Below are 22,893 nucleotides of genomic sequence, written 5' to 3'. Positions count from 1 at the left end.
AGAAGGGGGCGAAGCCCCTCTCATGGTGCGCCGACACCGCCAACGTTGTCGGCGGGTGCAAGTACGGACATTCCCTTCGCCAGTGCTAACTGGATCAGGTTCAACGGGTGTCATCTCAGCCGACCGCGTCCCATGCTCGAAAGCTGGAACGGGCGGCACCCCGTGTCGCACGACCATCACATCACGGAAGCCACCCTCTCCACAAGTCGGTCTCGGCCCCCGGTTTGTTGTCACTGGAAGCAATGTCACAGAACACCGGAAATCAATCATGGCTATCCGACAATTGGGCATTCTGGCTTCTCGTTTTGCTTGTCTTATTTTGGACGCTCTTGTTGCTCGCGCTCCAGCTCGAGCGCGGTTTCGGCAATAGCGCGGACGTCGAATGTTTGCGCCACCGGTATCGCATCCATTTCCTCGAGAGTGAACCACGCCGCCTCAAGCGCATCATCGCCCGAGACCGGTTCCCCCCGTTCCCATCGGCAGAGCACCGCGATCAGAACATAATGCAGATCGTGGTCGGCATCGATGACGTCGACAGCATCGAAGACATCACCGGGTGTGGCGTGCACTCCCGTTTCCTCGGCGAGTTCGCGCACGGTCGCGACGGTCAGGGTCTCACCGAGGTCGATCTTTCCCCCGGGGAATGCCCAGCGCCCAGCATCGGGCATATGGGCCCGACGGATGAGAAGGACTCGCCCTTCCCGGACCACTGCCGCCAGCGTCGCCGGTTTCGGATAGGAACGGCCGCATGTCATCTACCCAGCCCCGATCGTGGACTCGGAGGCCGCCGCGAAGTGGGCTGTGATCTGCATGAACGGTGGATGGTCGATGGGCGACTGCATGCCGACGTCCTCCACCGATTGTGCTCCGCGGTCGGTGACCTGGTCCACTGTGAAACCGGCCTCGTTCAGCACCGCCTCGTAGGTGCTGATGAACCAGTGCCGGTCGACAAGCTCGAGAACACCGGCGCCGGGGATCTGCAAGCTGACCCTGCGTTCGTCTCCGTCGCGGTAGCGTCTGCCGGGCTCGCCACTGCGGAAGGTCGGGAACGGTATTCCTGTGGCCGCCGGGTTGCTGTCGACGATGAAGAGCGTGCCGGTCGGCGTGAGCACTCGGGCGAGTTCACGGGCGATAGCTCTCAGTTCCTCGCGTGTGGGCACGTTGATGAACACGAAGCAGCACACGACCGCATCGAATGTGGCGTCAGGGTAGGGTACGTGGCCGCTGTCGATGGTGTGGAATCGCGCCGTCGGTTGCGGGGACTGCACCTGGGCGAGGGTGATCATGTCGGTGCTGATGTCGACACCGACGACCTGCGCTGCGGCCTCGGCGTCGAGGAGGCGTCGTGAGACTTTTCCGCTGCCGCACCCATAATCGAGCACGATCGCCTCTCGGCCGCAGGCGGTTTGGAGATCGTTGACGAGCGGGGTGTAGGCCAGTCGGGTTTCGACATAGTCGTCGTAGGCATCGAACCCTGCTGATACTGACGGAGTCGTCCATGATGTCGTCACTGCCGCACCGCCCTCACGCTCGCGTTTTCGATGCTGGGCCATCGATTCACGACCAGCTCCCGGTGGAGGGGATGAAGGTCGCCGATCATCGATGGGTCGACTGGTCGCTGACATTGGAGTTGCCGGTGGATCCAGAACAGGCGGACAATGTCGACCCACGCTTCTGGAAGGTCAACGGTCGCCAGTGCGCGGCCTGGGAGCCTGTCTGCACGGATCGACTGCTCCAAGTCCAAGACCTGGTGCACCTGGTCCAGGCTCGCTCCCGAGGGTAGCCGTGGAAGTGTGCTGGGTTCCTCCACGATCGTCTGCTCATCGCCATCGAGGAGGCTGTCCACCTTGGCGAGGTCTTTTTCGTAGATGTGGATCGAGCCGACGTTGTGGATGTACACGCCCGGAGTCAGTCCCAGCATCGAGGCGAGGAATTCTTGGACGAACGTGAAGGAGAACGTGTCGTTGAGCAATCCCATGTACGCGTCGTTGGCGCGCATGAACGCGACCATGTGCAAACGGTCGTCACGGCGCAACAGCTGGAGAGCTAGCGTGCAGGAGACATCGATGTTGCGGCGGTAGATGTCTTCGGAGTGGTCGAAGATCTGCAGGACGGCACGTTTGCTCGCAGGGTCATCGTCGTTGAGGATGTTCACGATTCGTTCGATCGCGGTCTCGCCGCCGACGTCCCTGAGCAGTTTGGGACCATACCCCGTGCCCGGCAGGCTGAGACCGTCAGGACTGCACCGGCTCATCGAGGGCGCGTAGGTGCGGATGAAGTCGAGGTCGTTCTTCCCCGAGAGGTACCACAGTGCTTCGGCGTAGTTGAAGATGATGTTCTGCCGACGCGACCGCGCCAAGCAATATCGCCGGGCGGGGTTGGTCAGGCGCGCGGTGAAGCCGATGATTTCGCGTTCGTCCTGCCCACGGGGACTGTTCTGGTATTCGAACCCGGTGTAGACCTGTCGCAGTGAATCCAGGTAGAGCGTGTGGAGGTCGGGATACTCAGGCTTCACTGACGGCTCCTCCCTGCACGCGCTCGATCGCAGCGAGGATGCGTGGCGCGGTGGGCTGCTCGGGATCGATGATGATCTTCTCAACGTCGGCGACCGCTGGGAGGCCCCGGACGAGGAACGCGTACTCAGCTCCCTCTTCGAGGAGCAAGACGATGGGCTTCTTCCAGGCTGAGGCCCACCCGATCTCGATGTGCGTGCCCGGGGACGCGGGTGCGCCGGGGAACGCGACGAAGACGTCACAGGCGGCGATCTCCGTGTAGTCGATGCTTGTGCACTCGCTGGGTTCCATGAACTCACGACCCCAGCCCTCTCTGCGGTGGGCGCAGTGCACATCCCACCCCTGGCCTTCGAAGAAGTCGATGATCGAGGTGTACTTGTCGATCTCGGCATCGCCCATCACATGGGTGTCAGCATCGACGAGAGCTTTGAACGGGCCGGCGAGAAACATCTTTCGCGTCATAGTCACGGCTCCTTTCATGAGTCGATGTGGTTGGCCCCCGATCGCGCGGAACGAGAAGGGGTTGTTCTGCATCCCTACCCGCGCGGCCAGAACTGGTGGAAATGGTGCAAAGGACCATGACCTTGGCCGACGTTGAGGCGGTCGCTGGCAACCAGAGCGTCTTGCAGGTAGGTCTTCGCCTGGTCCACACTTTCGGGCACCGAGTGGCCGGGCAACAGCGCAGTGATTGCCGACGACAAGGTGCAACCGGTGCCGTGGTCGTTGAGGGTCTCGACCCGGGGAGACGAGTAGGTGGAGACGCCGTCGGGGCCGGCAAGGTAGTCGACACTGACCGTCTCGCTCGTGAGGTGCCCGCCTTTGAGCAAAGCCCACTGACAGCTCAGTCCACGCAGCTGGGTGGCCTGGTCCTCCATCTGCCCCAGATTAGTGACATCCTCGGTATCGAGGAGCACGGCGGCTTCGGGAAGATTCGGGGTGATGACCGTGGCCAGCGGCACGAGGGTGTCCCGGATGGCAGCCACCGCATCGTCGTCTAACAGCCTGTCGCCACTCTTGGCGACCATCACCGGATCCAGGACCACGGTCTCAGCTTCGTGGTGGTGCAGGCGCTCGGCGATGACCTCGGCGATGGCGGCGTTGGCGACCATACCGATCTTCACCGCGTCGACACGCACATCGTCGAACACTGCATCGATCTGCTCACCAACGAATGACGGATCAAGGGGCACGAACGAGCGCACACCGCGCGTGTTCTGCGCCACGACCGCAGTGATCGCGGCCATGCCGTAGGCGCCCATCGCTGAGAAGGCTTTGAGATCGGCGTGGATGCCTGCCCCACCGGTGGGGTCGGTTCCCGCGATGGACAGGACGTTCTTGACCGTCATGCGCACACTTCCTTCTGCTGCCGTGTGGCGGCGTACCGAGCGACCTCGGCGACATCCTTGCTCAGGGTCAGCCGGGCTTCGTCGACTTCGTCGAGGGCGAACCAGCGTGCTTCGAGGGCATCGTCGCCAGCGTGGGGTTGCCCCGAGCGCCACCGGCAGAGCACGGCGACGAGCACGAAATGACTGACTAATGGTCTGTTCTCGTCGCGGCTGAACGCGTCAAGGCAGGTCAAGACACCGGTGGCCTCACTGATGATGCTGGTTTCTTCACTGAGTTCGCGTTCGGCGGCTTGGGCGATTGTTTCTCCGAATTCGATCTTCCCGCCCGGGAATCCCCAGAATCCTGCATCGGGAGGGTTCGCACGTCGCGCCAAGAGGACATGGTCGTCTTTGATGAGGACAGAAATGACCGCGACCCTTGGGTGCGCGTCAAATGAGGAAGTGTCAGGAACGACAACAGCATGAGACACTGTGACCTCCTAGCGTGGAGGCCAGCGAAGGAAAGAAGCCCTGCTAGACCAGTCCCTTCGCCGGCATGATCCGGATCAGGTTCTAGGGTCACCACGCTGACAACGTCCAGTGGTATCTCAGCCCCTTGACGGGACACCCCTCGGTACGACCCGAATCTACCAGAACGCCGTCACAGACACACCCTGCGCGGATAGACTGCCGCCGGATACTGGTGTTGGGATCGCCTGCGCACCCATCCAGTGACGCGACTGCGCCTGATGGAGCAAGTCCCCGCCCCACGGGTGGATCCACTGGTAGGTGTCGGTACTGGACGGTAGACCGGAAGGTGTCGGTCGAGCATGAAGGAGGACTGGTCATGGCGACGACGAAGGCCTTGTCACAGGCCGAGATCGACCGGCTCGAAGCGCAGGTCACTGCTGGCCGGCGGATGGCTGGCGGAGAGGAGTCCGACGCCGACCGCGCCCTGGATCGCAAGGTGCTGGCCGGTGAGATGCCCGGCGATGACGCCATCGCCATCGCCGTCCGGCTGGCGCAGATCGACGCGAAGTACGGCATCACCCGGTAGCACGCCGCAGGCCAGGGTCGCGGGTGGGGGTGGACGGTGATGCCGGATCATTGCACAGATCCCGGCACCGAGGTGCTCGTCAACATCCCCGGCTACACCGATCCGGCAGCGTGGAAGGAAGCCGAGACCGCCGTCACCGGCCTTCGTGCCCGCGAGCTGGCCCGCACCCCGATCATCGGCGACTTTGACCTGCCACCTTTGCAGGCTATCTGAATCGTCCTTGGTTTGATTGAGGGTAAGCCAAACATCCTGAAAGGACATCGATTCTCTGATGGCCCCGTCGAAATACCCCCAAGAACTCCGTGACCGGGCGACCCGGTTGGCCGTAGAGGCCCGTCATGATCCGGCGACCCGCTCTGGTGCGATCGCGCGGGTCGCCGAGCAGACCGGCATCGGCAAGGAGACCCTGCGCAACTGGGTCCGCAAGGCCGAGGACGCCGACCTGCCCGTGGAGCCGGTCGACACCGAAGCCCGAATCCGACAGCTCGAGGCTGAGAACCGCGAGCTGCGGCGTTCGAACGAGATCCTGCGCTCAGCGACAGCGTTTTTCGCCAAGGCGGAGTTCGACCGCCCACAGAGGTGATCGTCGCCTTCGTCGACGAGAACAAGCACCGCTGGGGGATCGAACCGATCTGCCGTGTCCTGACCCAGGACCACGGGATGAAGATCGCCCCGGGAACCTACTACGCCTTCAAGAACCGACCGCCCAGCGCCCGGTCCGTCCGGGACGCCGAGCTCAAGGAGCACATCATGGCCATCCACGCCCACCGGCGTATGCGGGTCTACGGGATCCGGAAAAATCCACGCCGAGCTCAACCGCAACGGGGTCCCTGTGGCCCGCTGCACCGTCGAGCGGCTCTGCCGTGAACTCGGGGTCCGCGGCACCGTCAGGGGCCGCTATCCGCGCACCACGAAGCCGTCGCCGGAGACGAATCGACCCGGTGACCTGGTCAGACGCGACTTCACCGCCACCGCTCCGAACAGGCTCTGGGTGGCCGATCTGACCTACGTCCGGACCGAGTCCGGGTGGGTCTACGTCGCTTTCATCCTGGACGTGTTCGCCAGGATGATCGTGGGCTGGCAGACCTCGACCCGGATGTACACCGATCTGGCCCTGGACGCACTGAACATGGGCCTCTGGACCCGTAAACGTGCAGGTCAGAACGTCTCCGGACTCAAGCACCACAGTGATCGAGGAGTACAGTACAGGGCCCTGCGGTACACCCAGGCCCTGGAGGAGGTCGATGCCGTGGCCTCCGTGGGGTCCAAGGGCGACTCGTTCGACAATGCCATGGCCGAAGCGCTGAACTCGCTCTACAAGGCAGAGTTGATCCACCTCGACGGGCCCTGGGCCGGCCGGGAGGACGTCGAGGCCGCGACCGCGGACTGGGTCCACTGGTTCAACACCGAACGGCTCCATTCCATGCTCGACTACCAGACCCCTGCCGAGATCGAGGCCACACATTTCGCCGAGAACCAGACCATCGGCAACGCAGCCTGAATACAGAACAACCGTTCAGCCTCAACTAAACCCGGGATTTGACAATCCACGCCGCCTGGTCGAGGGCTTCTACACCTGGGGCGGCCGCCTGCGGGATACGAACACCGGCCCCGGTGGGACCGGCATCGCGCACTGTCTGCCCGAGTTCATCCCCGACGAGGCCGTCCGCGTGTTCGGTGTCCTCGCGAAGATGGATCACCTTCGCGGTCGGGACCGGGCCGGGCTCTCCGAGGGCCTGGCCTGGGCGTGGGGAGAGACGACAGCGATCCGCCCCTTCCGTGACGTGAACACGAGGAGCCAGTTCACGTTGTTCAACCAGCTCGCGGTCGAGGCCGGATGGGTCCTCGACTGGAACCAGATCGACCCGCACGTCTTCGCCCACGCCCGCACCGTCGCGATCTACCGCGATCCCGACGGCCTCGACGCATTGCTCTACCCGGCGCTGGTTCCGGCCGCTTCCAGCCCTGAGCGTAAGGTCGCCGAGCGGATGGAACAAGTCGTGGCGAAGTTCGCCCGGCCCCGCCCTCCACGTAAGATGGATGCCCTGGATCACGAGCTGCACGCGGCGTTGCAGCGGCGAGCATACCGCCTCGCCCCTGACCCGCCGTTCGGTCCGCCACACCAGGGGCCGGGGCTACACGACCGAGGGGTCGGGCTATGAACACTCCACGTATCGCCACCGCCGCGCGGAATGAGACCAGCGTGCGGGCGGCCCGGTCACACTGGGTCGAGGAGAACGGGCCCGCAAAATGTGCGAACCCCTCGATGCCCTCGGAGCACCGTACGAACGGAACAAAACCGCAGGAACAGTTAAACGGTCGAAGAAGCTACACGCTCAACGCCCAGCACCACCCGAACTGGTTAGCAAACCGAGCCGTGACGGAGAGGCAGAAACATGGACGGTACGCGATCTAGAGGCCGCGTGCTGGCCGGTCTCTGCGGGGAGCACTCCGGGTGAGGTACTGCTCGTCGACGAGTTGCCGTTGGCGTTCCCCGAGTGCTGTCGCGCGGGCTTCGGTGGCGGCGCGTTTGATCTCGATGAGATCCACTGCCTGATCCCGTGGCGGGCGACGGAGCTCGGCGGCCTCAGCCCGCGCTTCCTCTGTCGACGCCCTCCACTTGGCCGCCTGCCTCCGGGGGCTGGTGCGTAAGTATCGGTCGGGGTCACGGCGGACGTTGTCCGCCCCGTGGAGCCGCGCCAGGAGTGCGAGTCGGTCGCGGCGATGACGCTCCTGCAACCCGGTACGCGCCTGCCGCGCCGCGACTACGGCCTCGTCGGCTTGCACCACTTCGGGAGCGTTCTCGGCTTGCTGGGCGGCGACACGGCCCGCCCACTCATGGAGGTCATCCGCGGGCCGCGGGAGAGTGCCCCACTCCGAGGACAGGCGACCGCGCAAGGCCTGTGTGTGCTCGTGGGCGGTGTCGTGCTCGCGTTGCGCACGCCGCTTGCCGAACCATCCCGCCGTTGCCAGTCGTCCGGCCGCCTGGGCTTCCTCGGCCAAGGCGGCGAGGTAGTCCCGGCCTTCGGCTTCGGCGCGTGTCTCCAGGGGCGCGAAGGTCTCGGCCCGCATCGTCGCGGCGTGCTCCTCCGCGGCAGTGAGGGCGGTGGTGCTCTCGTCCGTCTCCTCCCGATGCCGGGCCGATAGCGCGTCGAGCTGTTCGCCGACGTTCTCCCACCAGGTGGCCCGCTGCTTCGCCTTCTCGATCAGATCGTCGAGGCATGCCAGCTCTTCTGTGACCATCGCGACGGGACCGTCCTTGACCAACCCTTGGATGGCTTCGTGGGCGCGGGTGGTGGCGTCGGTCAGTCCGCGGTCGGCGCGGTCGCGGCCCATCGCCTCGACGAACTGCGCTCTCGCATTCGTGAGGTCCGCAGCGATGACGTGGAGCTCGTTACGGCCGCTGCCGCGGGTCAGTCCGACGTAGACGGCTGCCGCGTCGAGGGCGTCGGAGAGCACCGTGTGCGCCGTGTTCACGGTGGCACCCTGGACGCCGTAGGCGGTGGAAGCGTAGGCCAGGTGCACGTGCTCGGCCACATAGTCGGCCGGGAGCGCGACCGTGAGGTTGTGCCTCCGGTTGGTGCCGGTCTCGATGGCATGAACGGTGCCGTCCTCGCCGATGCGTTGGACGGTGAAGGTCTGCCGGTTCGCTACCCGCAGCTCGGCATCGTTCTGCCGCGCCTGCACCAGGTCACCCGCCCCGATGGGCAGACCAGCAGAGTCGGTCACGGTGCGCCCGTCATCGACTTCGCCCTGTTCGACGCGGAGGGTGCGGGTGCGCTCGTTCAACTCGGCGGCTTCGTCGTTGGTCGCCACGGTCACCGCATCCTCGGGGACCGTGTGCTCGGCGATGTGCTCACGCATGGCGTCGTCGTCGGCATGCAACCGGACCAGGCCCATTGCGTGCAACTGGTCGAAGATCGCCGCAGGGTTCTTCCCCTCCCGCATGCGCAACGTCAGCGCCGCATACTGCTCGTCGTCGAATCGGTGCAGCTCGGACATGTCCACGGTTGCCCCGCGAATGTGGGCGGCCATGTCGAGCACACCGCCGCGCCCGACCGCGGGGAGTTGGGCGCGGTCGCCGACCAGCGCCACCGAGGCCCTCGCTTCGCGGATCACGGTGAGAAGGGCGAGGGCGGTGTCCTGGTCGAGCATCCCGGCCTCGTCCACGATCACCCGCTCACCCCGCACCAACCGCGCCTCACGCGGCGGACCCGTGTAGACGCGGCCCGTGGTGGGGTCCGTGTCGCCGCGCTTGAGGCGGGTCCAGACGCCGTCGTCGTTCCACCGGAACCCGTGCGCGTACACGAGCGCGGCTACACTGTCGGCGGGAACTTTGAGGGTTTCTGCGGCGACTTGGGCGGCCTTCTTCGTCGGGGTGACCACCCGCGCCGACCGGCCCGCGTGGTCGAGGGCTTCGATGGCGGTGGCGAGCATGGTGGTCTTCCCCGACCCTGCCGCTCCCTCGACCACCACGAGCGGGTCACGGGAGGCGACCGAGGCAGCGGCGTCGGTCTGTCCGGCGTCGAGGCCGTGCTCGGCGGCGAGCGTGCTGAGGTCCGGGCGGCGAGGCTCCCGGTTCGGGGCCTGTGCTTCGAGCTGGTCCCGCAACTCGCTTTCGGCCTGCACCACCCGCAGGCTGGTGAGGTGTGCAACATACTCGGGTTGCACCGCGCCGGGCGGCAGCACGGAGAAGCAATCCTTAGCTGCGAGATCGGTGGCGAGTTGCACGAACTCGCGCAACTCGTCAGGGGTGGCTTGCACGCCGTGCTCGGTGGTGATGCGAGTGGCGTGCTCGCGCAGCGTGTGCACCGTCCATGTCGATCCACCCGCCGCGCTACGGTCGAGGGCACGGTTCGCGACCTCCTGCACGCTCAGGTCATCGACGGACACCCCTGCCGGTGCCGTGGCGCGGGTGAGGGTGTCGGGGTCGTAGCCGGCCTCGACCAGCTCGGCCCGCCAGGCGTGTTCGTCGCCGAGGTCGGCGGGCTTCTTGTTCGGCCGCTCATGCGCCCACGCCCTGTGCAGCAGCCGCGCCCGCACGACCGGGCCGGACTCCTCACCGGGATGGGCGTGCTCCCACTCGGCCTCCAACTGCTTCAGGTTGCGTTCGACCTGATGCGCACGCTTGCTCATCATCGGATTGAACTGCTCCAACTCGGCAACCTCCCCGGTGACCGGGTCGAGGGTGAGCCCGTTCGCGTCCAGGGTTGCAGCCAATTGCGGGTTCGCCGCGATGACAGCAGTGCCGAGTGCACGGATCGCGCCTTGCTGCTTGAACAGGACCGCAGTATCGAGGGCACGCCACTTGCCCGCGGCGGGCACGCGGGTGCCAATCTGGAAGTGCACGTGCCGGTGCGGATCACCGGCACGACTGGTCTTGTGCACGACGGCGACGGTCTGCAACGACTCCGCCGGGATGATCTCCTGCTGCCCGCGCGGGCCGACACGGGTGTAGGAGTGCTGTGCCAGCCACTGTCGGATCTCCGAGACCGCGTCCTGTTGGGCTTGGTCGAGGGCGTCGGAGACCTCCGGGTGCAGGGCGGCGGCGATCGACAGCGACTTCGGGGTGTTGACGACCATCTCCGCGAACCGCGGGGAGCCCTTCCGGACCTCGCCCGCCTCGCGCGGGATGCCCATCTGCTCCCCGGTCAGCGGATGGGTCCAGTCGACCCAGCCCGCGTACTGCTCCGGGTCCAGGCCGGTGTTCGCGATGACCTCACCGGCGGCGTTGGTGATGGTGAAGTCCGCCAGCGCCGTGCCGCCTTCGAGGTAGTAGTCATCCACGGTCGACCGGTCGGATTCGAGGTACCGGCGGGCGGCGGTGCCGGGTCCGCGGAACAGGGTCACGCCGCCTTTCATGCCGGTCACCGCCTTCCTCACGAGTCGCTTCGTGAGGAAGGTGCGCGGGTACTACCGCAGGTAACATGCGTCCATTCGTCTTGACAGCAGGAGAGACCGGGTCAGCGCGTCAGGGGTGCGGTTAGCGGCGTCGCTTGTGCTGGTCGCGGAGGTCGCGCCAGTCGTGGATGGGTCCGGTGATCGTGTCGAGCTGCTGGGTATCGGGATTCCAGCGGATCGCGGTTCCCGGGGCGAGGGTCTGCTCGAGGACGCGGGTGATGTGGACCAGGAGTCGCCAGTCGACATCCCCGCGGCTTTGGAGATGATGGCGCCACTCGGTCGGCTGTGTGACGATCATCGGTCGGCGTAGCCAGCGGGTCTGGATCGTCACAATCTGGATCTTCCCGGGGCGGCAGGTCGAATCGCACATATGGCAGAACCAGCCGTAGGGCGCCCGGATCGCCCACGGCAGCGGGTCGGTGCCGGTGGCGTCTCGGAGAAGCACGGCGGGGTCGTCTGGTCATGATGGGTCGGGCTCTACGCGCGCCGGTCGAACGGGTGGCGGCAGGTTAGGAAGCCACCGGTCGAGTGCGCGGATTCCGGGCCGGGGCGCATACCAGCGGCGAGCCTGCGGGTCCCAGCGGGCACCGGCGGCCTTGGCCTGGTCCTTCTCACGGTAGGCGACGTCGAGCCAGATGCGCTGCACCATCGCTGCCCCCTACTCCGCCTCGTCGCTGTGCCTGATACCTCCACCGTACGTTGAGCACGAGGTCACGACGACCCTGTCGCCACGGCCTGCTCGATGTCCGGGATGCCGTGCGTACCTATCAGGGAGACAACCGCCTCAGGCCGGACGCTCAACTGCGGGGATTGCCGGGGTTTCACTGGGGCGGGAAGGTAGAATGGAGAGTGTCGGATGAGCATGGAGGAGGCATCATGGCGACCACCCAGACGGCATCGCAGGCCTGGACTGCGCAGCAGCTCGCCGCGATTGAGGCCGGGCATCGTATGGCCGGCGAAGAGCCCACGGCTGGGGACGTGGAGGCCGCCCGCCGGGTGCTCACCGGTGAGGCCACGCCCGATCAGGTCATCGCCGAAGGGCTCGCCGAGCTGGAAGCCGAGCACGGCTTCACCCGCTGACTGCTGGTCCTGTATGCCTGGTTGCGGGGGCCGGTGATGCCGGACCATTACACGTATCCCGGCACCGACGTGCTGGTCAATCTCCCCGGCTACCACGATCCGGCGTTGTGGAAGGCCGCCGAACGGCGCGTGATCACCACGTACATGGCCGACCTCGCCCTGCACCCGGTCGACGGCGACTTCGACCTGCCGCACTTGCAGGCGATTCATGCCCGACTGGTCGAGGGCTTCTACCCCTGGGGCGGACGGTTGCGGGATACGAACACCGGACCCGGCGGCACGGGCATCGCGCACTGCGTGCCCGAGTTCATCCCCGTTGAGACTGATCGCGTGCTTGACGCTCTGGCGAGGATGGACCATCTCCGCGGCCGCGACCGTGCCGGGTTCTCCGAGGGCCTGGCCTGGACGTGGGGAGAGGTCACGGCGATTCATCCGTTCCGTGATGTGAACACGAGAAGCCAGTTCGTGTTCTTCAACCAGCTCGCGGAGTCAGCGGGCTGGCTCATCGACTGGAACCAGATCGACCCGCACGTCTTTGCCCACGCCCGCACGCGCGCCATCGACATCAGCGAGGATGGTATCGAGGCGCTTCTGCACCCGGCGCTGGTACCTGCTCGCGGGATCGACGGGCAAGAGGTCCGGGCGCGGATGCTGCGCTCGGCGACGGAGTTCACGCGTCCCAGGGTGGCGAGGGAACGTAACGTGCTCGACCGGGAGCTGCGCGCCGCGTTGCAGCGGCGGGCGAATCGCCTCGACCCCGACCCTCCGTTCAACCCTCCGCGCGACCACGGGCCAGAGGACCGGGGGCTCGGGCTATGAGACAGCGGAGAGCCGATGGAGTGCTCCGTAACGGGGCCGGGAACGGGTCCGCAAAATGTGCGGACCCGTTGAGCATCCGCGCGACGGGCAGTCAGGGGGCAGAAGCCCTGGTGGCGCGGTGCGGGAAAATTTCGCACACCGTTGACGACATCCGGTGGCAGTCTCGCGGGCCGCAGTGGGGCCGATCACGGTGGTGCCGAATCGGCACGACCGTGCCATCAGCCACGGCGGGGCAACGGGGCCGGAAAATTTCCGGGACCGTTCCGCGGCCGTCGCGGTCCCGCAAAATTTGCAGGACCATGCACCCGGCCACGGGGGTGGAAAATTTTACACCCCCGTGGGCGGTCGACGGTGGTGCCACGCTGGCACCACCGTGAAGAGCCAAGGTGAGGCGACGGTGACTGCAACGTGCAGGCACCGTGGAACCCTGACGGTCCCGGGATGGCGGTGGTGGCAATTTGCTACCACCGTGCTGCCCTGCCTGATCGGGTGATGGCGGTGGTGCAAAATTTTCACCACCGCGAGGCCTGAGGTGTGGCGGCTACGGGGGTGCCGAATCGGCACCCCCGTGCCCGACCCCGATTCCGGGGCTTCGACGGGCACGACAGCACTGACCATCCACATATAGTAGCTCGCCTCCGTTCGGATGGCTAGATGTCGACGAGACTCATATAAAGTCCCCGCGTAGCAGGGCCCGTGCCTCACAGGGTTTCCCCGCGAAATCTTCCGCCCTTCAGGTGGCACGGCGACGATGGGGTATGACTGACTGGGACGTGTCGATGACGACCCGCATCGAAGTGACCAAGAAGTACGCCACGGCGTATGTGAGGGCTTCGAAGAAGCAGAAGGGCGCGATCCTGGACACCGTTGTCGGGATCACCGGCTGGGACAGGGACCACGCCCGCCAGCAGCTGCGTCGCCGGGCCGCCCAGCCGCCCGGGCGGCCCATCGCCACGGTGGCGGTGCTGGACCGGCGCAAGTCGAAGCCCCGCAGGTACTCCTACGACGCCGTGGTGGTGCTGCAGCGGATCTGGGCGGCCTCCGGCGGGTTGTGCGGGAAGTACCTGGCCGCCTCGATGGGTGAGTGGATCGAGGCGATGGAACGCCACGGGGCCCTGCTGGACGGCGAAGACCGGTACTGCCCGTCGGTGCGGGCCGAGCTGCTGGCCATGTCGGCGGCCACCATCGACCGGTACCTGGCCCCGACCCGGGCCAAGGACCCGCTGCACGGCAAGTCCGCCACCAAGCCGGGCTCCTTGTTGCGCACCTCGATCACCATCCGCAAGGCCGGTGACGAGGTCGAGGCCGAGCCCGGATTCTTCGAGGTCGACACCGTCGCGCACTGCGGCCCGACGCTGACCGGAGAGTTCGCCCGTTCCGTGAACCTGACCGATGTGCGCATCGGCTGGGTGTTCACCCGCGCGATCCGCAACAACGCCCGCGTGCACATCCTCGCCACGCTCCAGGCCGGCCTCGAGGCGATCCCGTACCTGGTCAGCGGCCTGGACTTCGACAACGGATCCGAGTTCATCAACCACGACGTGGTCAACTGGGCCGCCGACCAGGACATCTTCTTCACCCGCAGCCGGCCCTACAAGAAGAACGACCAGGCCACCATCGAGTCCAAGAACGGACACCTGGTGCGCCGCTACGGGTTCCACTACCGCTACGACACCGGCGAAGAGCTGGCCCTGCTGAACCGGCTCTGGCCCCTGATCAACGACCGGCTGAACTTCCTCACCCCCACGAAGAAGCCCACCGGCTGGAGCACCGACGCCGTCGGCCGGCGTAAACGTCTCTACGACACCCCGCAGACCCCATACCGGCGGTTGCTGGCCTCCGGGATCCTCAGCAACGCCCAGCAGACCGAACTGAAAGCACACCACGACAGGCTGGACCCGATGGCCATCGCCACCGAGATCGACCGGATCCAGCAACAACTGATCCGCCTGGCCGCGGAGAGGACCCGGCAACTCGAACGCGAGGCCCAGGCCTCCACCGCCCCGCCCAACCCTGCCGGCATCAAACTCCACCACCACCGACGCCAGCCGGGGTTCCGCGTAATTCCGTGTTTCTAGCCCCGATGTGAGTGCAAGATCCGCGAGAATCCGGGGAACTGCTCTCGCGACGCCCCGAGTTACATAGATACACGCTTCCGTGATCGTGATTCACATGGGCGGCTATGTGTGGTAGTTGTCATAGGTGTGTACATCAGGACGGTGAAGCGGCGGACGAGGACCAGCGAGGTCTCCTACGTTCAGCTGGCCCACAACGAGTGGGATGCCGCGAAGAAGCGGTCGACGCCGAAGGTGGTGCATTCCTTCGGCCGTGCCGACGAGGTCGACGAAGCAGGACTGCGCCGGTTGGTCGCCTCGCTGCAGCGCTACCTCGGCGACACCGGCACGAACGGCGCCTCGATGCCCGAACCTGTCGACTCCCGCCCCGCCGGCGGGGCGTTCCTCCTCGACGGGGTGTGGAAACAGCTCGGGCTCGATCGGGTGATCACCGGGGCCGGGCAGAAGGCTCGGGGCCGGAAGCGGGACCTGGACGCCACCGAACGGATCCTGTTCGCGCTGGTGGCCAACCGGGCGCTGGCTCCGTCGTCGAAGCTGGCAGCGGCTGACTGGATGAACCACGATGTGGCGATCCCCGGCTTGACCGACACCGTCGGGGCCGTGGATGAGGACGCCTGCTACCGGGTCATGGACTGGCTCACCGACACCGGCGAAAGCCTGGAGCGGGCAGTCTACGAGCAGGTCGCCGACCAGTTGAACCTGGAGGTCGATCTGCTGTTCTTCGACACCACCTCCACCTACTTCGAAACCGAGGACGCCGATCAGCCCGTCTGGCGCGACGAGACCGGCCACCCGATCGCCGATACCAGCACCGGCGACGTCTCCCAGGGTGCTGGACCGGCGGGGGCGGTCCAGCAGACGCCGTTTCGGACGTATGGGAAGTCCAAGGACCACCGCGGCGATCTCCCGCAGGTCGTCATCGGCCTGGCCGTCACCCGCGACGCGATCCCGGTGCGGGTGTGGTGCTGGCCGGGCAACACCGCCGACTCCGCGCTCATCTGCCAAGTCAGGACCGATATGCGCGACTGGAGTCTCTCGCGCATCATCTACACCGCTGATCGCGGCTTCACCTCGAAGGCCAACCGGCGGGAGCTGATGCGCGGCGGGGACGGCTACATCCTCGGGGAGAAACTCCGATCCAACTCCGCCGAAGCGGCCGCGGCCCTGTCTCGTCCGGGCAAGTACCGGACCGTGAAGGACAACCTGAAGGTCAAGGAAGTCACCATCGACCGGACCAGCGGGACTGCGGACCGGTTCATCGTCTGCTTCAACCCCGAACAAGCCCACCGCGACGCCCACACCCGTCAGGCTCTCGTGGCCCGGCTCGAAGAGATGATCGCAGGATCCGATACCCTCACGGCTGGCAAGCGGGGTGAGCTGAAGGGCAAGATCTCGACCATGCCGGGCCTGAACCGGTTCCTCCGGTCGACGAAGACCGGGCTGCTGCGCATCGACAAGGACACGATCAAGCAGGAGACCAACCTCGACGGGAAGTACCTGCTGCGCACCTCCGATCCGCATATGAGCGCTGAAGACGTCGCGCTGGGCTACAAGCAGCTCCTCGAAGTCGAACGCGGATGGAAGGACATGAAGTCCACCCTCGACCTCAGGCCGGTCTATCACCGGCTCGAGTACCGCATCCGCGCCCACGTGTCTCTGTGCTGGCTGGCTCTGCTGCTCATCCGCATCATCGAGAACACCACCGACCAGACCTGGAACGACGTCCGCCGACAGGTTCAGCGGCTCCACCAGGTCACCCTCGAAGGCGATGAGGGCACGATCACCACCATCACCCGGCCCACGCAAGCCCAGACCGCACTCTTCACCCAGCAGGGCCTGCCCACCCCGAAGCAGGTCCAGGGGCTCACGCCCACGCGCATCTGATTCCTGCACCGCCAGCCATAGATACACGCCATGCACGCGCCCCGGCGTGCGTTTCCGCTGATCAAAGCCCAAATCCAAGTGTCTAGACCCAATCAATTACGCGGAACCCCGGGCCAGGCCAGCTAGATTTCCCGGGGACTTTTACCTGAGGCACGGCCCACCGTTCCCGGGGAATTGACTATGAGGCACCACGGATGTTGGGGTTGACTTTTTTGCTCCGACATGCCTTACGTACCTGTCAGGTATGAGTAGCATCCCGACACCCCAGACCCAGACCCAGACCACCGACCACGACGACGACCTCGGCCACGTCTCGCCCCGCACGCAGCCGGAGACGGAGCGCGAACGCATCCGTGCTGCCGCGCGTGAGGCCGCTGCGCAGTTCCCGCCGATGAGCGGCGAGCTGGTCACTCTGGTGCGGAACACCCTGCGTGGTCGCACCCGGTGACCAGCCCGCCACCGGCTCACCGGGTGCGGGGCTCCATGAGTACCCGGCCCGGTTCGAAGGCGTTCTGACCGCGGTTGCGCGTCTGCTGGATACGGATGTCGAATCCGGCCTTGATGATCGCTCGCTGCTCTGCCAGCGACAGCTCGCCCCAGGCCGCCCGCAGATCCGGGGCTGTGACCAGAGCCTTCACACGGGCATCGGTGATCGGCGGGATCAGCTCCCGCTCAGCTGCCGCGATCTGCGGACGCAGGGACTGCTCGACCTTCGTCAGCGTGTCCAGGTTCAACTGCCCGGCCGTGTACTGGGCGATCGCCTCGTCCAGACGGGTCTGCAACGCTGCCTGGCGTTCCTGCGCGGCATCGGCCTTCGTGATCCACTCGCCCCCGTCGTCACCGGTGAGCCGGGCGAGGTTCTCCGGCTGTTCGAACCAGGTCAGCACCGCCTCCTCGACGTAGTCGTCCAGTCCCTGCTGGGCGATGGTGATCTTGTAGCAGCCACGGAACGCGCAGTAGTACTTCACCGCATCCGCCTGATGCTTGCGCCTCAGGACGGCACGCTTCAAGGGGCGTCCGCAGTAGTGGCACTTGGCGATGTGGGTGATCAGAGTCTTCGCCTGCGTACCGCCGCCCTTGACCCTGCGGCCGGGATCGGCGAACAGGCGCTGGAGCCGTTGGAACGTCTCCCAGTCGATCAGCGGCTCCCACTGCGCATCACCGATGACCTCACCCTGATAGACCCGCTTGCCCGCAATGGTCGGGTTCTCCAGCACCTGGCGGACTGTGTTCGCCTCCCACCCACGTGGAGCCTCGGTCCAGGACTTCATCGGGGTCGGCTCCTCGGCATCCTGGAGCCGCATCGCCACCGAGTGCAGCGACTTGCCTGCCAGCACGTCCCGGGCCGCATCCCGCACGATTTGACCCTTGTGCGGGTCGGGCTCCTGCCGCAGCAGCACCCCGGTGAGCTGGTCATAGATCCGTCGGTACCCATAGGGAAGGCGCCCGTGGGGGCGTCCGCGCTCGGCGTTGAGCTTCACGGTGCGCAGTTGCCGCTCGCGCATCGTATCCGCGTCAGCTTCGGCCCGTAAGAACTCCCACCCCATCGCGAACGAATCATCCGATCGGGTGAAGTCGTACACGCGGCCGTGGGTGAGGTAGAGGACGTTCGCTCGGCGGCAGGCCTTGCGCAGCTGCACGTAGACCTCCAGGTCACGCGCGGCCCTGGAGGGCTCCCAGGTGACGAACCCGCCGTGCTTGCCTTCCTCGATCAGCGCCATCACCTCGTCGAAGCCCTCGCGGATCTTCTTCCGCCACTGGGAGGCAGACCGGTCGGAGTCACGCACGATCATGTCCGGGTACCAGCGCAAGGGCTCGCACCAGGACACGCAGTCGAGCAGCTGGTCGTTGATCGAGCGCATGAGCTTCTTGCGGTCCTGGGAAGCGCGCCCGTAGACGATGGCCGGCGTCCAGTCGTCGTCCGCGACCTCGCGCAGCCGCGCGATCGAGGCTTCCAACGAGGTTGAGAGTTCGGGGGCTTCGAGCATGGAGTCAGTAGTGGTGTTCATGGACATGAGGTACGCCTGCCTTCCCTACCCCCTACCTCCCGGCTCGACGAGCCGACGAACGGCCTCGACCCCGCCGGGATCGAGGAGATCCGCGCGCTGCTGCGCAGCCTCGCCGAATCCGGGGTCACCGTCATGGTGTCCTCCCACCTGCTCGGCGAGATCGACCGCACCGCCACCGTGCTCGGCATCCTCAGCGGCGGGCGGCTCGTGTTCCAGGGCACCCGGGAGCAGCTGTTCGCCGCCTCGACCCCGGACCTGCTGATCGACACCGCGGACCCGCAGCGCACCGCCTCCCTCATCCGGCCCGAGCTGCTCCGCGGCACGCACAGCCGCACCCTGCGCCTCACCGGCATCGACGAACCGGCGACCGCCCGGCTCGTCAGCGAGCTCGCCGGTGCGGGGATCGACATCTACGGCGTGCGGCGCGACGAACAGACGCTCGAGGACGTCTTCATGGACGTCACCGCCGGAGGTGGTCTGTGATGAGCGCACGACTCCTGCGACTCGAGTTCTCCAAGATGCGCCGGCTCCGCATGGGGCTCAGCGCCGCGGCGCTCGTCTGCGCCGTCTCCGGGCTGAGCATCATGAGCGCGGTGAGCTCCCCGGAGTTCAGCCCCGCCGCCCCCGAGGCGTGGGCCGGCCTGCTCGCCGGACTCTCGCTCGCCGTGCCGGTCGGCTCGCCGCTCACCATCGCCGTGCTCGCCAGTCGCCAGGTCGACATCGAGCACCGGGCGAACGGCTGGCTGCTCGCGCGCACCGCAGGCGTCACCACCGGCCGGCTGTGCCGAACGAAGTTCGCCGCCACCGCGATCTGGGTGGCCGGGGCGACCGTGCTCAGCAGCCTGCTCGTCGCGGGGTTCGGGCTCGCGGTGGGGATCACCGCCGTGCTGCCCGTGGCCGCATGGGCGCTCTACACTCTGCTGGCGGTCACCGTCAGCCTCGTCGTCCTCGCCCTGCACGTCGTGCTCGCCACCGTGGTGGACAATCAGCTCGTCACGCTCGGCATCGGGGTGGTCGGCACGCTCATCGCGGTGTTCGCCAGCGGTTTCCCGCCGCTGCTCGCCCACCTGTCGCCGTGGGGCTACTACGCCCTGGCGACGGGGGCCGCGTTCGTCGGCGACGCCCCCGAACTCCTCACTCCGGCCTACCCGAGCGTCGCTGCGCTCGCCGTGGTGGGCTCCCTGCTCTTCGTCCTCACCACCGGACTCCTCGACCTCAAGGAGGACTGACATGAATGCCGTCCGCGCCGAATTCCTCAAACTCTCCCGTTCCCTGAGCTGGGTCGTCGTGCTCCTGCTCCCGACCGCCATGGTCCTCTCCGGGGTCGCGAACACCCTGGCCTCGGGTCAGGCCCCGGCCGATGGCTGGCACACGATGTGGCTGCGCTCCGTCGTCGTCCATGGGATGGCGCCGCTGCCGCTCGGCATCGCGATCATCGCCTCCCTCGTGTGGCGGCCCGAGAGGCAGGGGGGCAACTGGAACGCCCTGCTCAGCGGCCCGACCTCGGCGCTGCGGATCGCGGTGGCGAAGACCGCGGTCATCGCGACAACCGCCGCGGCCATGCAGCTCGTGCTCCTCGGGGTGCTCACGGTGTTCGGGAGGTTCGTGTTCGGCCTGCCGGGGCTGCTGCCCGGTGAGTACCTGGCGATCAGCCTGCTCATCATCGCCGCGAGCATCCCGGTGGCCGCCGTGCAGTCGGGCCTGTCGATCCTGCTGCCGTCCTTCGCCGCGCCCGTGGCCTGCGCGCTCGTCGCCTCGGGGGTCTCCGTGGTGCTCCTGCTCGCCGACGTCGGTGCGCTGATCGCGGTGCTCCCCCATGCGCTCATCGCCCGCACCACCCAGCTGGGCACCGGCACCTTCGCCGACCCCGGCACGATCGGGTTCGGCGACGTCGCCGCGATCCTCGCGTGCACGGTGCTCCTCACCGCAGCGGCGATCGCCGGGAGCGCCGCACTCCTCGCCCGCCGCGAGGTGCGGGGGTGAAGGCGTTGGACGAACGCCTCGGCGGGGATCAATGCGACCCGCTGGGCGATGGACCGCGCCGACCGCAACGACGGGCACCGGAACCTCATGCTGCGCACGCTCGACCGGCTGGGGCTCGGGTTCACCTCGTGAGCCGGGCCGGGATGGCCTCGCCGGTGGGACAATGACGTCGAGACTTCGATCGATCCACCACTCCAGGAGGCGCACCATGGCCGGGCACCGCATCTTCACCACGAGCTTCGCGAGCATCTACCCGCACTACGTCACCAAGGCGGAGAAGAAGGGCCGCGGCAAGGCCGAGGTCGACACCGTCATCACCTGGCTCACGGGGTACTCCGAGGCAGACCTCGAGCGCGTCATCGAGAACGACACGGACCTCGCGACCTTCTTCGCCGAGGCGCCGGAGCTCAACCCCAACGCCGAGCTCATCACCGGCGTCGTCTGCGGGGTGCGGGTCGAGGAGATCGAGGACCCTCTCATGCAGAAGATCCGCTACATGGACAAGCTCGTCGACGAGGTGGGCCGGGGCAAGAAGATGGAGTCGATCCTGCGGGGGTGACCGGATCCCACCGCACCGCTGGCCGCGGCCACCGTTCCGACAGTTCCAGGAGGACGCACCATGAACCTCATCCTGCGCATCATCGTCAATGCCCTGGCGCTCGCCGCCGCGGTCTGGTTCCTGCCCGGGATGGAGATCGCCGGGAGCGACGCCTTCGCCGCCTCGCTCGGGGACACCGGCTCGACCGTCGTGGCGTACCTCGTCATCGGTGCTCTGTTCGGGGTGGTGAATGCACTCGTCCGGCCGCTCGTCGAACTCGTCGCACTCCCCCTGACCTGCCTGACACTCGGCCTGTTCGCCGTCGTCATCAATGCGCTCATGCTGCTCCTCACCGCATGGGCCTCGCAGTTCACCCCGATCACGCTGAGCTTCGACGGGTTCCTCACCGCACTGTTCGCCGCGATCATCGTCGCGATCGTGTCCGCGGTCCTCGGCTGGGTCATGCCCGACCGCCGGGCCGAACGCAGCCGCGAGGACTGAACCCCGGCCGCAGGTCCGTGGTGCACCACCGGGCCGGTCGGCCCCGGTTTCCGGCAGGTCACCCTGTACCCGGCGCGCCATCGGGTCTACTGTCGGAGCATGTCGAACACACGCCCGATCACCCGTGCCCCGCGCTTCGGCGCCGACCGCGCCATCCGCATGTACCAGCGGCACATCTCGCCGCGCAAGGGATTCACCTGCGCCTCCCTCGTCGCCGGCGCCGAGCGCTCCTGCTCGGCCGTGATCCGCTCGATCATCGCCGAACGCGGAGTGATCGGCGGGATCCGCCCCTCGATGTCCCAGTTCGGCCGCTGCTCCCGCGCCGCGACCTCGCTCAAGGCCGGCGGCGGCAATGTGCAGGGCGTGTGCTGCCTGGGCGGGATCCCCATCCCCTTCCGGTTCTGAGCCCCCCGCTCTCACCTGATGCGACGGAGATCCGTCAGGCGCCGCTCTGGGACTGGAGCACCGCGATCTTCTGCCACACCTTGCGCGCCATGTCGGAGGTCAGCGTCTCGATGCCCTCGACCGCGTCGAGCACCTCGCCATCGGTGGTGTCCTCGGCGAACAGCGCCGCCGCCTTGCCGACGAGGGAGAGCATCTCCGTGCAGTAGTCGAAGTAGTGGGCGAGCTGTTCACGGGTCAGATCGAGACCATCGTCCTCACGCCGGCCGCGTTCGAGCCGCTCGGGCACCTTGGTGAGCTGGTGCATGTCGATGACGTGGGCGAGCGAGCGCAGACGGTGGACGAGGCGCAGCACCCGCGCACGCTCCATGCGCTCCGGGACTGCGACGAGGAAGAAGATCGCGATGCCGGCGAACACGAGGTTGTTCACCGCGGTTTCGAGCAGCGGCAGCAGGTCGATCGGCCCCAGGGCATCGGCTCCTGCCCAGACCGCAACGCCGGCGAGCACGATCGCGCCGCCGAAGACGACGATGACGGTGATGATCGCGGCACGCGAGAGCAGCCGGGCGAGGCCGACCCGGCGGCGGCTGATCCCGCCGCCCTCGATGACCTCGTCGACGAGGCCGAGGAGCTCGCTGCACACCTCCCACAGACCCCGGTCGGGGAACCGACTCCTGATCCTCCGCTGCAGGCGAGCCGTCGAATCACGGACCGCTGCGCTGTCGAGCTTCTGGTAGCGGCTGTCGGCGGGCGGCCCGTCGTCGTGGTCGTCGGGACGGGCGGCGGATTCTGGAGGATTCGGCACG

25 protein-coding genes, 1 pseudogene, 2 riboswitches and 1 other annotated feature are annotated in these 22,893 nt (G+C 66.8%); of the genes and pseudogenes, 15 read left to right on the top strand and 11 right to left on the bottom strand.

Annotation, left to right across the window (positions count from 1 at the left end; translation table 11 throughout):
• Window positions 1-53: 53 nt before the first annotated feature.
• A riboswitch (TPP riboswitch) is annotated at window positions 54-173 on the bottom strand.
• 141 nt (window positions 174-314) lie between these two features.
• The 6 genes from FDF13_RS10280 to FDF13_RS10255 form a co-directional block, all read right to left on the bottom strand.
• The gene (locus tag FDF13_RS10280; protein ID WP_239546666.1) at window positions 315-668 is read right to left on the bottom strand and encodes an NUDIX hydrolase; all 354 of its coding nucleotides are present in this window, start codon (window positions 666-668) and stop codon (window positions 315-317) included.
• An 87-nt stretch (window positions 669-755) separates the two neighbouring features.
• Window positions 756-1,511 (bottom strand): class I SAM-dependent methyltransferase, encoded by a 756-nt coding sequence (locus tag FDF13_RS10275; RefSeq protein WP_217494852.1) that lies wholly within the window; start codon window positions 1,509-1,511, stop codon window positions 756-758.
• Window positions 1,508-2,515 carry a thymidylate synthase gene (locus tag FDF13_RS10270; RefSeq protein WP_137319561.1) on the bottom strand — a complete coding sequence of 336 codons (1,008 nt, stop codon included), beginning with the start codon at window positions 2,513-2,515 and terminating at the stop codon, window positions 1,508-1,510. Before FDF13_RS10270 ends, FDF13_RS10275 begins: the two co-directional genes overlap by 4 nt.
• Complete coding sequence (locus FDF13_RS10265; RefSeq protein WP_254668775.1) at window positions 2,505-2,963, bottom strand: nucleoside 2-deoxyribosyltransferase; 459 nt, start codon at window positions 2,961-2,963, stop codon at window positions 2,505-2,507. The genes FDF13_RS10270 and FDF13_RS10265 overlap by 11 nt, the downstream gene beginning before the upstream one ends.
• 86 nt (window positions 2,964-3,049) lie before the next feature.
• Window positions 3,050-3,859, bottom strand: coding sequence for a bifunctional hydroxymethylpyrimidine kinase/phosphomethylpyrimidine kinase (thiD, locus tag FDF13_RS10260; protein WP_137319560.1), 810 nt, complete (start codon window positions 3,857-3,859; stop codon window positions 3,050-3,052).
• The gene (locus tag FDF13_RS10255; RefSeq protein WP_137319559.1) at window positions 3,856-4,329 is read right to left on the bottom strand and encodes an NUDIX hydrolase; all 474 of its coding nucleotides are present in this window, start codon (window positions 4,327-4,329) and stop codon (window positions 3,856-3,858) included. Before FDF13_RS10255 ends, thiD begins: the two co-directional genes overlap by 4 nt.
• Before the next feature lie 34 nt (window positions 4,330-4,363).
• Window positions 4,364-4,480: riboswitch (TPP riboswitch) on the bottom strand.
• 205 nt (window positions 4,481-4,685) lie between these two features.
• Between FDF13_RS10255 and FDF13_RS10250 the strand changes: the two genes are divergently transcribed.
• The 4 genes and pseudogenes from FDF13_RS10250 (at window position 4,686) to FDF13_RS10240 (ending at window position 7,057) form a co-directional block, all read left to right on the top strand.
• Window positions 4,686-4,895 carry a hypothetical protein gene (locus FDF13_RS10250; protein WP_137319558.1) on the top strand — a complete coding sequence of 70 codons (210 nt, stop codon included), beginning with the start codon at window positions 4,686-4,688 and terminating at the stop codon, window positions 4,893-4,895.
• A gap of 72 nt (window positions 4,896-4,967) precedes the next feature.
• Window positions 4,968-5,108 (top strand): hypothetical protein, encoded by a 141-nt coding sequence (locus tag FDF13_RS14840; RefSeq protein WP_175406950.1) that lies wholly within the window; start codon window positions 4,968-4,970, stop codon window positions 5,106-5,108.
• 58 nt (window positions 5,109-5,166) lie between these two features.
• A pseudogene (locus tag FDF13_RS10245) lies at window positions 5,167-6,396 on the top strand (IS3 family transposase).
• Window positions 5,436-5,570, top strand: a sequence feature (AL1L pseudoknot). Its footprint overlaps the pseudogene before it by 135 nt.
• A 169-nt stretch (window positions 6,397-6,565) precedes the next feature.
• Window positions 6,566-7,057 (top strand): hypothetical protein, encoded by a 492-nt coding sequence (locus FDF13_RS10240; RefSeq protein WP_368074036.1) that lies wholly within the window; start codon window positions 6,566-6,568, stop codon window positions 7,055-7,057.
• 250 nt (window positions 7,058-7,307) lie between these two features.
• Here the strand turns inward: FDF13_RS10240 and mobF are convergent, their stop codons facing one another.
• From mobF to FDF13_RS10225, 3 genes are all read right to left on the bottom strand, one after another.
• Window positions 7,308-10,757, bottom strand: coding sequence for a MobF family relaxase (mobF, locus tag FDF13_RS10235; RefSeq protein ID WP_254668974.1), 3,450 nt, complete (start codon window positions 10,755-10,757; stop codon window positions 7,308-7,310).
• Between the two features lie 121 nt (window positions 10,758-10,878).
• Window positions 10,879-11,241 (bottom strand): hypothetical protein, encoded by a 363-nt coding sequence (locus FDF13_RS10230; protein WP_137319555.1) that lies wholly within the window; start codon window positions 11,239-11,241, stop codon window positions 10,879-10,881.
• A gap of 15 nt (window positions 11,242-11,256) precedes the next feature.
• Window positions 11,257-11,445 carry a DUF5710 domain-containing protein gene (locus FDF13_RS10225; protein WP_217494851.1) on the bottom strand — a complete coding sequence of 63 codons (189 nt, stop codon included), beginning with the start codon at window positions 11,443-11,445 and terminating at the stop codon, window positions 11,257-11,259.
• A 227-nt stretch (window positions 11,446-11,672) separates the two neighbouring features.
• Here FDF13_RS10225 and FDF13_RS10220 point away from each other — a divergent pair, with 227 nt between their 5' ends.
• From FDF13_RS10220 to FDF13_RS10200, 5 genes are all read left to right on the top strand, one after another.
• Window positions 11,673-11,876, top strand: a complete 204-nt coding sequence (locus FDF13_RS10220) for a hypothetical protein (RefSeq protein ID WP_137319554.1) — start codon at window positions 11,673-11,675, stop codon at window positions 11,874-11,876.
• A gap of 36 nt (window positions 11,877-11,912) precedes the next feature.
• Entirely contained in the window at window positions 11,913-12,695 is a 783-nt protein-coding gene (locus FDF13_RS10215; RefSeq protein WP_137319553.1) for a Fic family protein, read from the top strand.
• A gap of 758 nt (window positions 12,696-13,453) precedes the next feature.
• Window positions 13,454-14,773 (top strand): DDE-type integrase/transposase/recombinase, encoded by a 1,320-nt coding sequence (locus FDF13_RS10210; protein WP_137319552.1) that lies wholly within the window; start codon window positions 13,454-13,456, stop codon window positions 14,771-14,773.
• 141 nt (window positions 14,774-14,914) lie between these two features.
• Window positions 14,915-16,654 carry an IS1634 family transposase gene (locus FDF13_RS10205; protein WP_217494850.1) on the top strand — a complete coding sequence of 580 codons (1,740 nt, stop codon included), beginning with the start codon at window positions 14,915-14,917 and terminating at the stop codon, window positions 16,652-16,654.
• A gap of 244 nt (window positions 16,655-16,898) precedes the next feature.
• Window positions 16,899-17,102: a hypothetical protein gene (locus FDF13_RS10200; protein ID WP_137319550.1), complete on the top strand. Its 204-nt coding sequence runs from the start codon at window positions 16,899-16,901 to the stop codon at window positions 17,100-17,102.
• A gap of 16 nt (window positions 17,103-17,118) precedes the next feature.
• Here FDF13_RS10200 and FDF13_RS10195 read toward each other — a convergent pair whose 3' ends face one another.
• Entirely contained in the window at window positions 17,119-18,642 is a 1,524-nt protein-coding gene (locus FDF13_RS10195; RefSeq protein ID WP_254668774.1) for a recombinase family protein, read from the bottom strand.
• 153 nt (window positions 18,643-18,795) lie between these two features.
• Between FDF13_RS10195 and FDF13_RS10190 the strand changes: the two genes are divergently transcribed.
• The 6 genes from FDF13_RS10190 to yidD all read left to right on the top strand — a co-directional run bounded on the left by FDF13_RS10190 (window position 18,796) and on the right by yidD (window position 22,090).
• Complete coding sequence (locus FDF13_RS10190; protein ID WP_137319548.1) at window positions 18,796-19,146, top strand: hypothetical protein; 351 nt, start codon at window positions 18,796-18,798, stop codon at window positions 19,144-19,146.
• Complete coding sequence (locus FDF13_RS10185) at window positions 19,146-19,892, top strand: ABC transporter permease (protein ID WP_137319547.1); 747 nt, start codon at window positions 19,146-19,148, stop codon at window positions 19,890-19,892. Before FDF13_RS10190 ends, FDF13_RS10185 begins: the two co-directional genes overlap by 1 nt.
• Before the next feature lies 1 nt (window position 19,893).
• Entirely contained in the window at window positions 19,894-20,646 is a 753-nt protein-coding gene (locus FDF13_RS10180; protein ID WP_137319546.1) for an ABC transporter permease, read from the top strand.
• A 208-nt stretch (window positions 20,647-20,854) separates the two neighbouring features.
• Window positions 20,855-21,205, top strand: a complete 351-nt coding sequence (locus FDF13_RS10175; RefSeq protein WP_137319545.1) for a DUF2200 domain-containing protein — start codon at window positions 20,855-20,857, stop codon at window positions 21,203-21,205.
• 60 nt (window positions 21,206-21,265) lie between these two features.
• On the top strand, window positions 21,266-21,685 hold the full coding sequence (locus tag FDF13_RS10170) for a phage holin family protein (protein ID WP_137319544.1): 420 nt from the start codon (window positions 21,266-21,268) through the stop codon (window positions 21,683-21,685).
• A 99-nt stretch (window positions 21,686-21,784) separates the two neighbouring features.
• Window positions 21,785-22,090, top strand: coding sequence for a membrane protein insertion efficiency factor YidD (gene yidD / locus FDF13_RS10165; protein ID WP_137319543.1), 306 nt, complete (start codon window positions 21,785-21,787; stop codon window positions 22,088-22,090).
• 34 nt (window positions 22,091-22,124) lie between these two features.
• Here the strand turns inward: yidD and FDF13_RS10160 are convergent, their stop codons facing one another.
• A complete protein-coding gene (locus FDF13_RS10160) occupies window positions 22,125-22,892 on the bottom strand; it encodes a hypothetical protein (protein ID WP_137319542.1) in 768 nt (255 codons plus the stop codon).
• Window position 22,893 lies beyond the last annotated feature (1 nt).

Origin of the sequence: Brevibacterium sp. CS2 (genome assembly GCF_005280295.1) — a bacterium.
Lineage (GTDB): Bacteria > Actinomycetota > Actinomycetes > Actinomycetales > Brevibacteriaceae > Brevibacterium > Brevibacterium pityocampae.
Note: the sequence above shows the minus strand (reverse complement) of the source record. Positions and strands in the feature narration are given on the sequence as shown.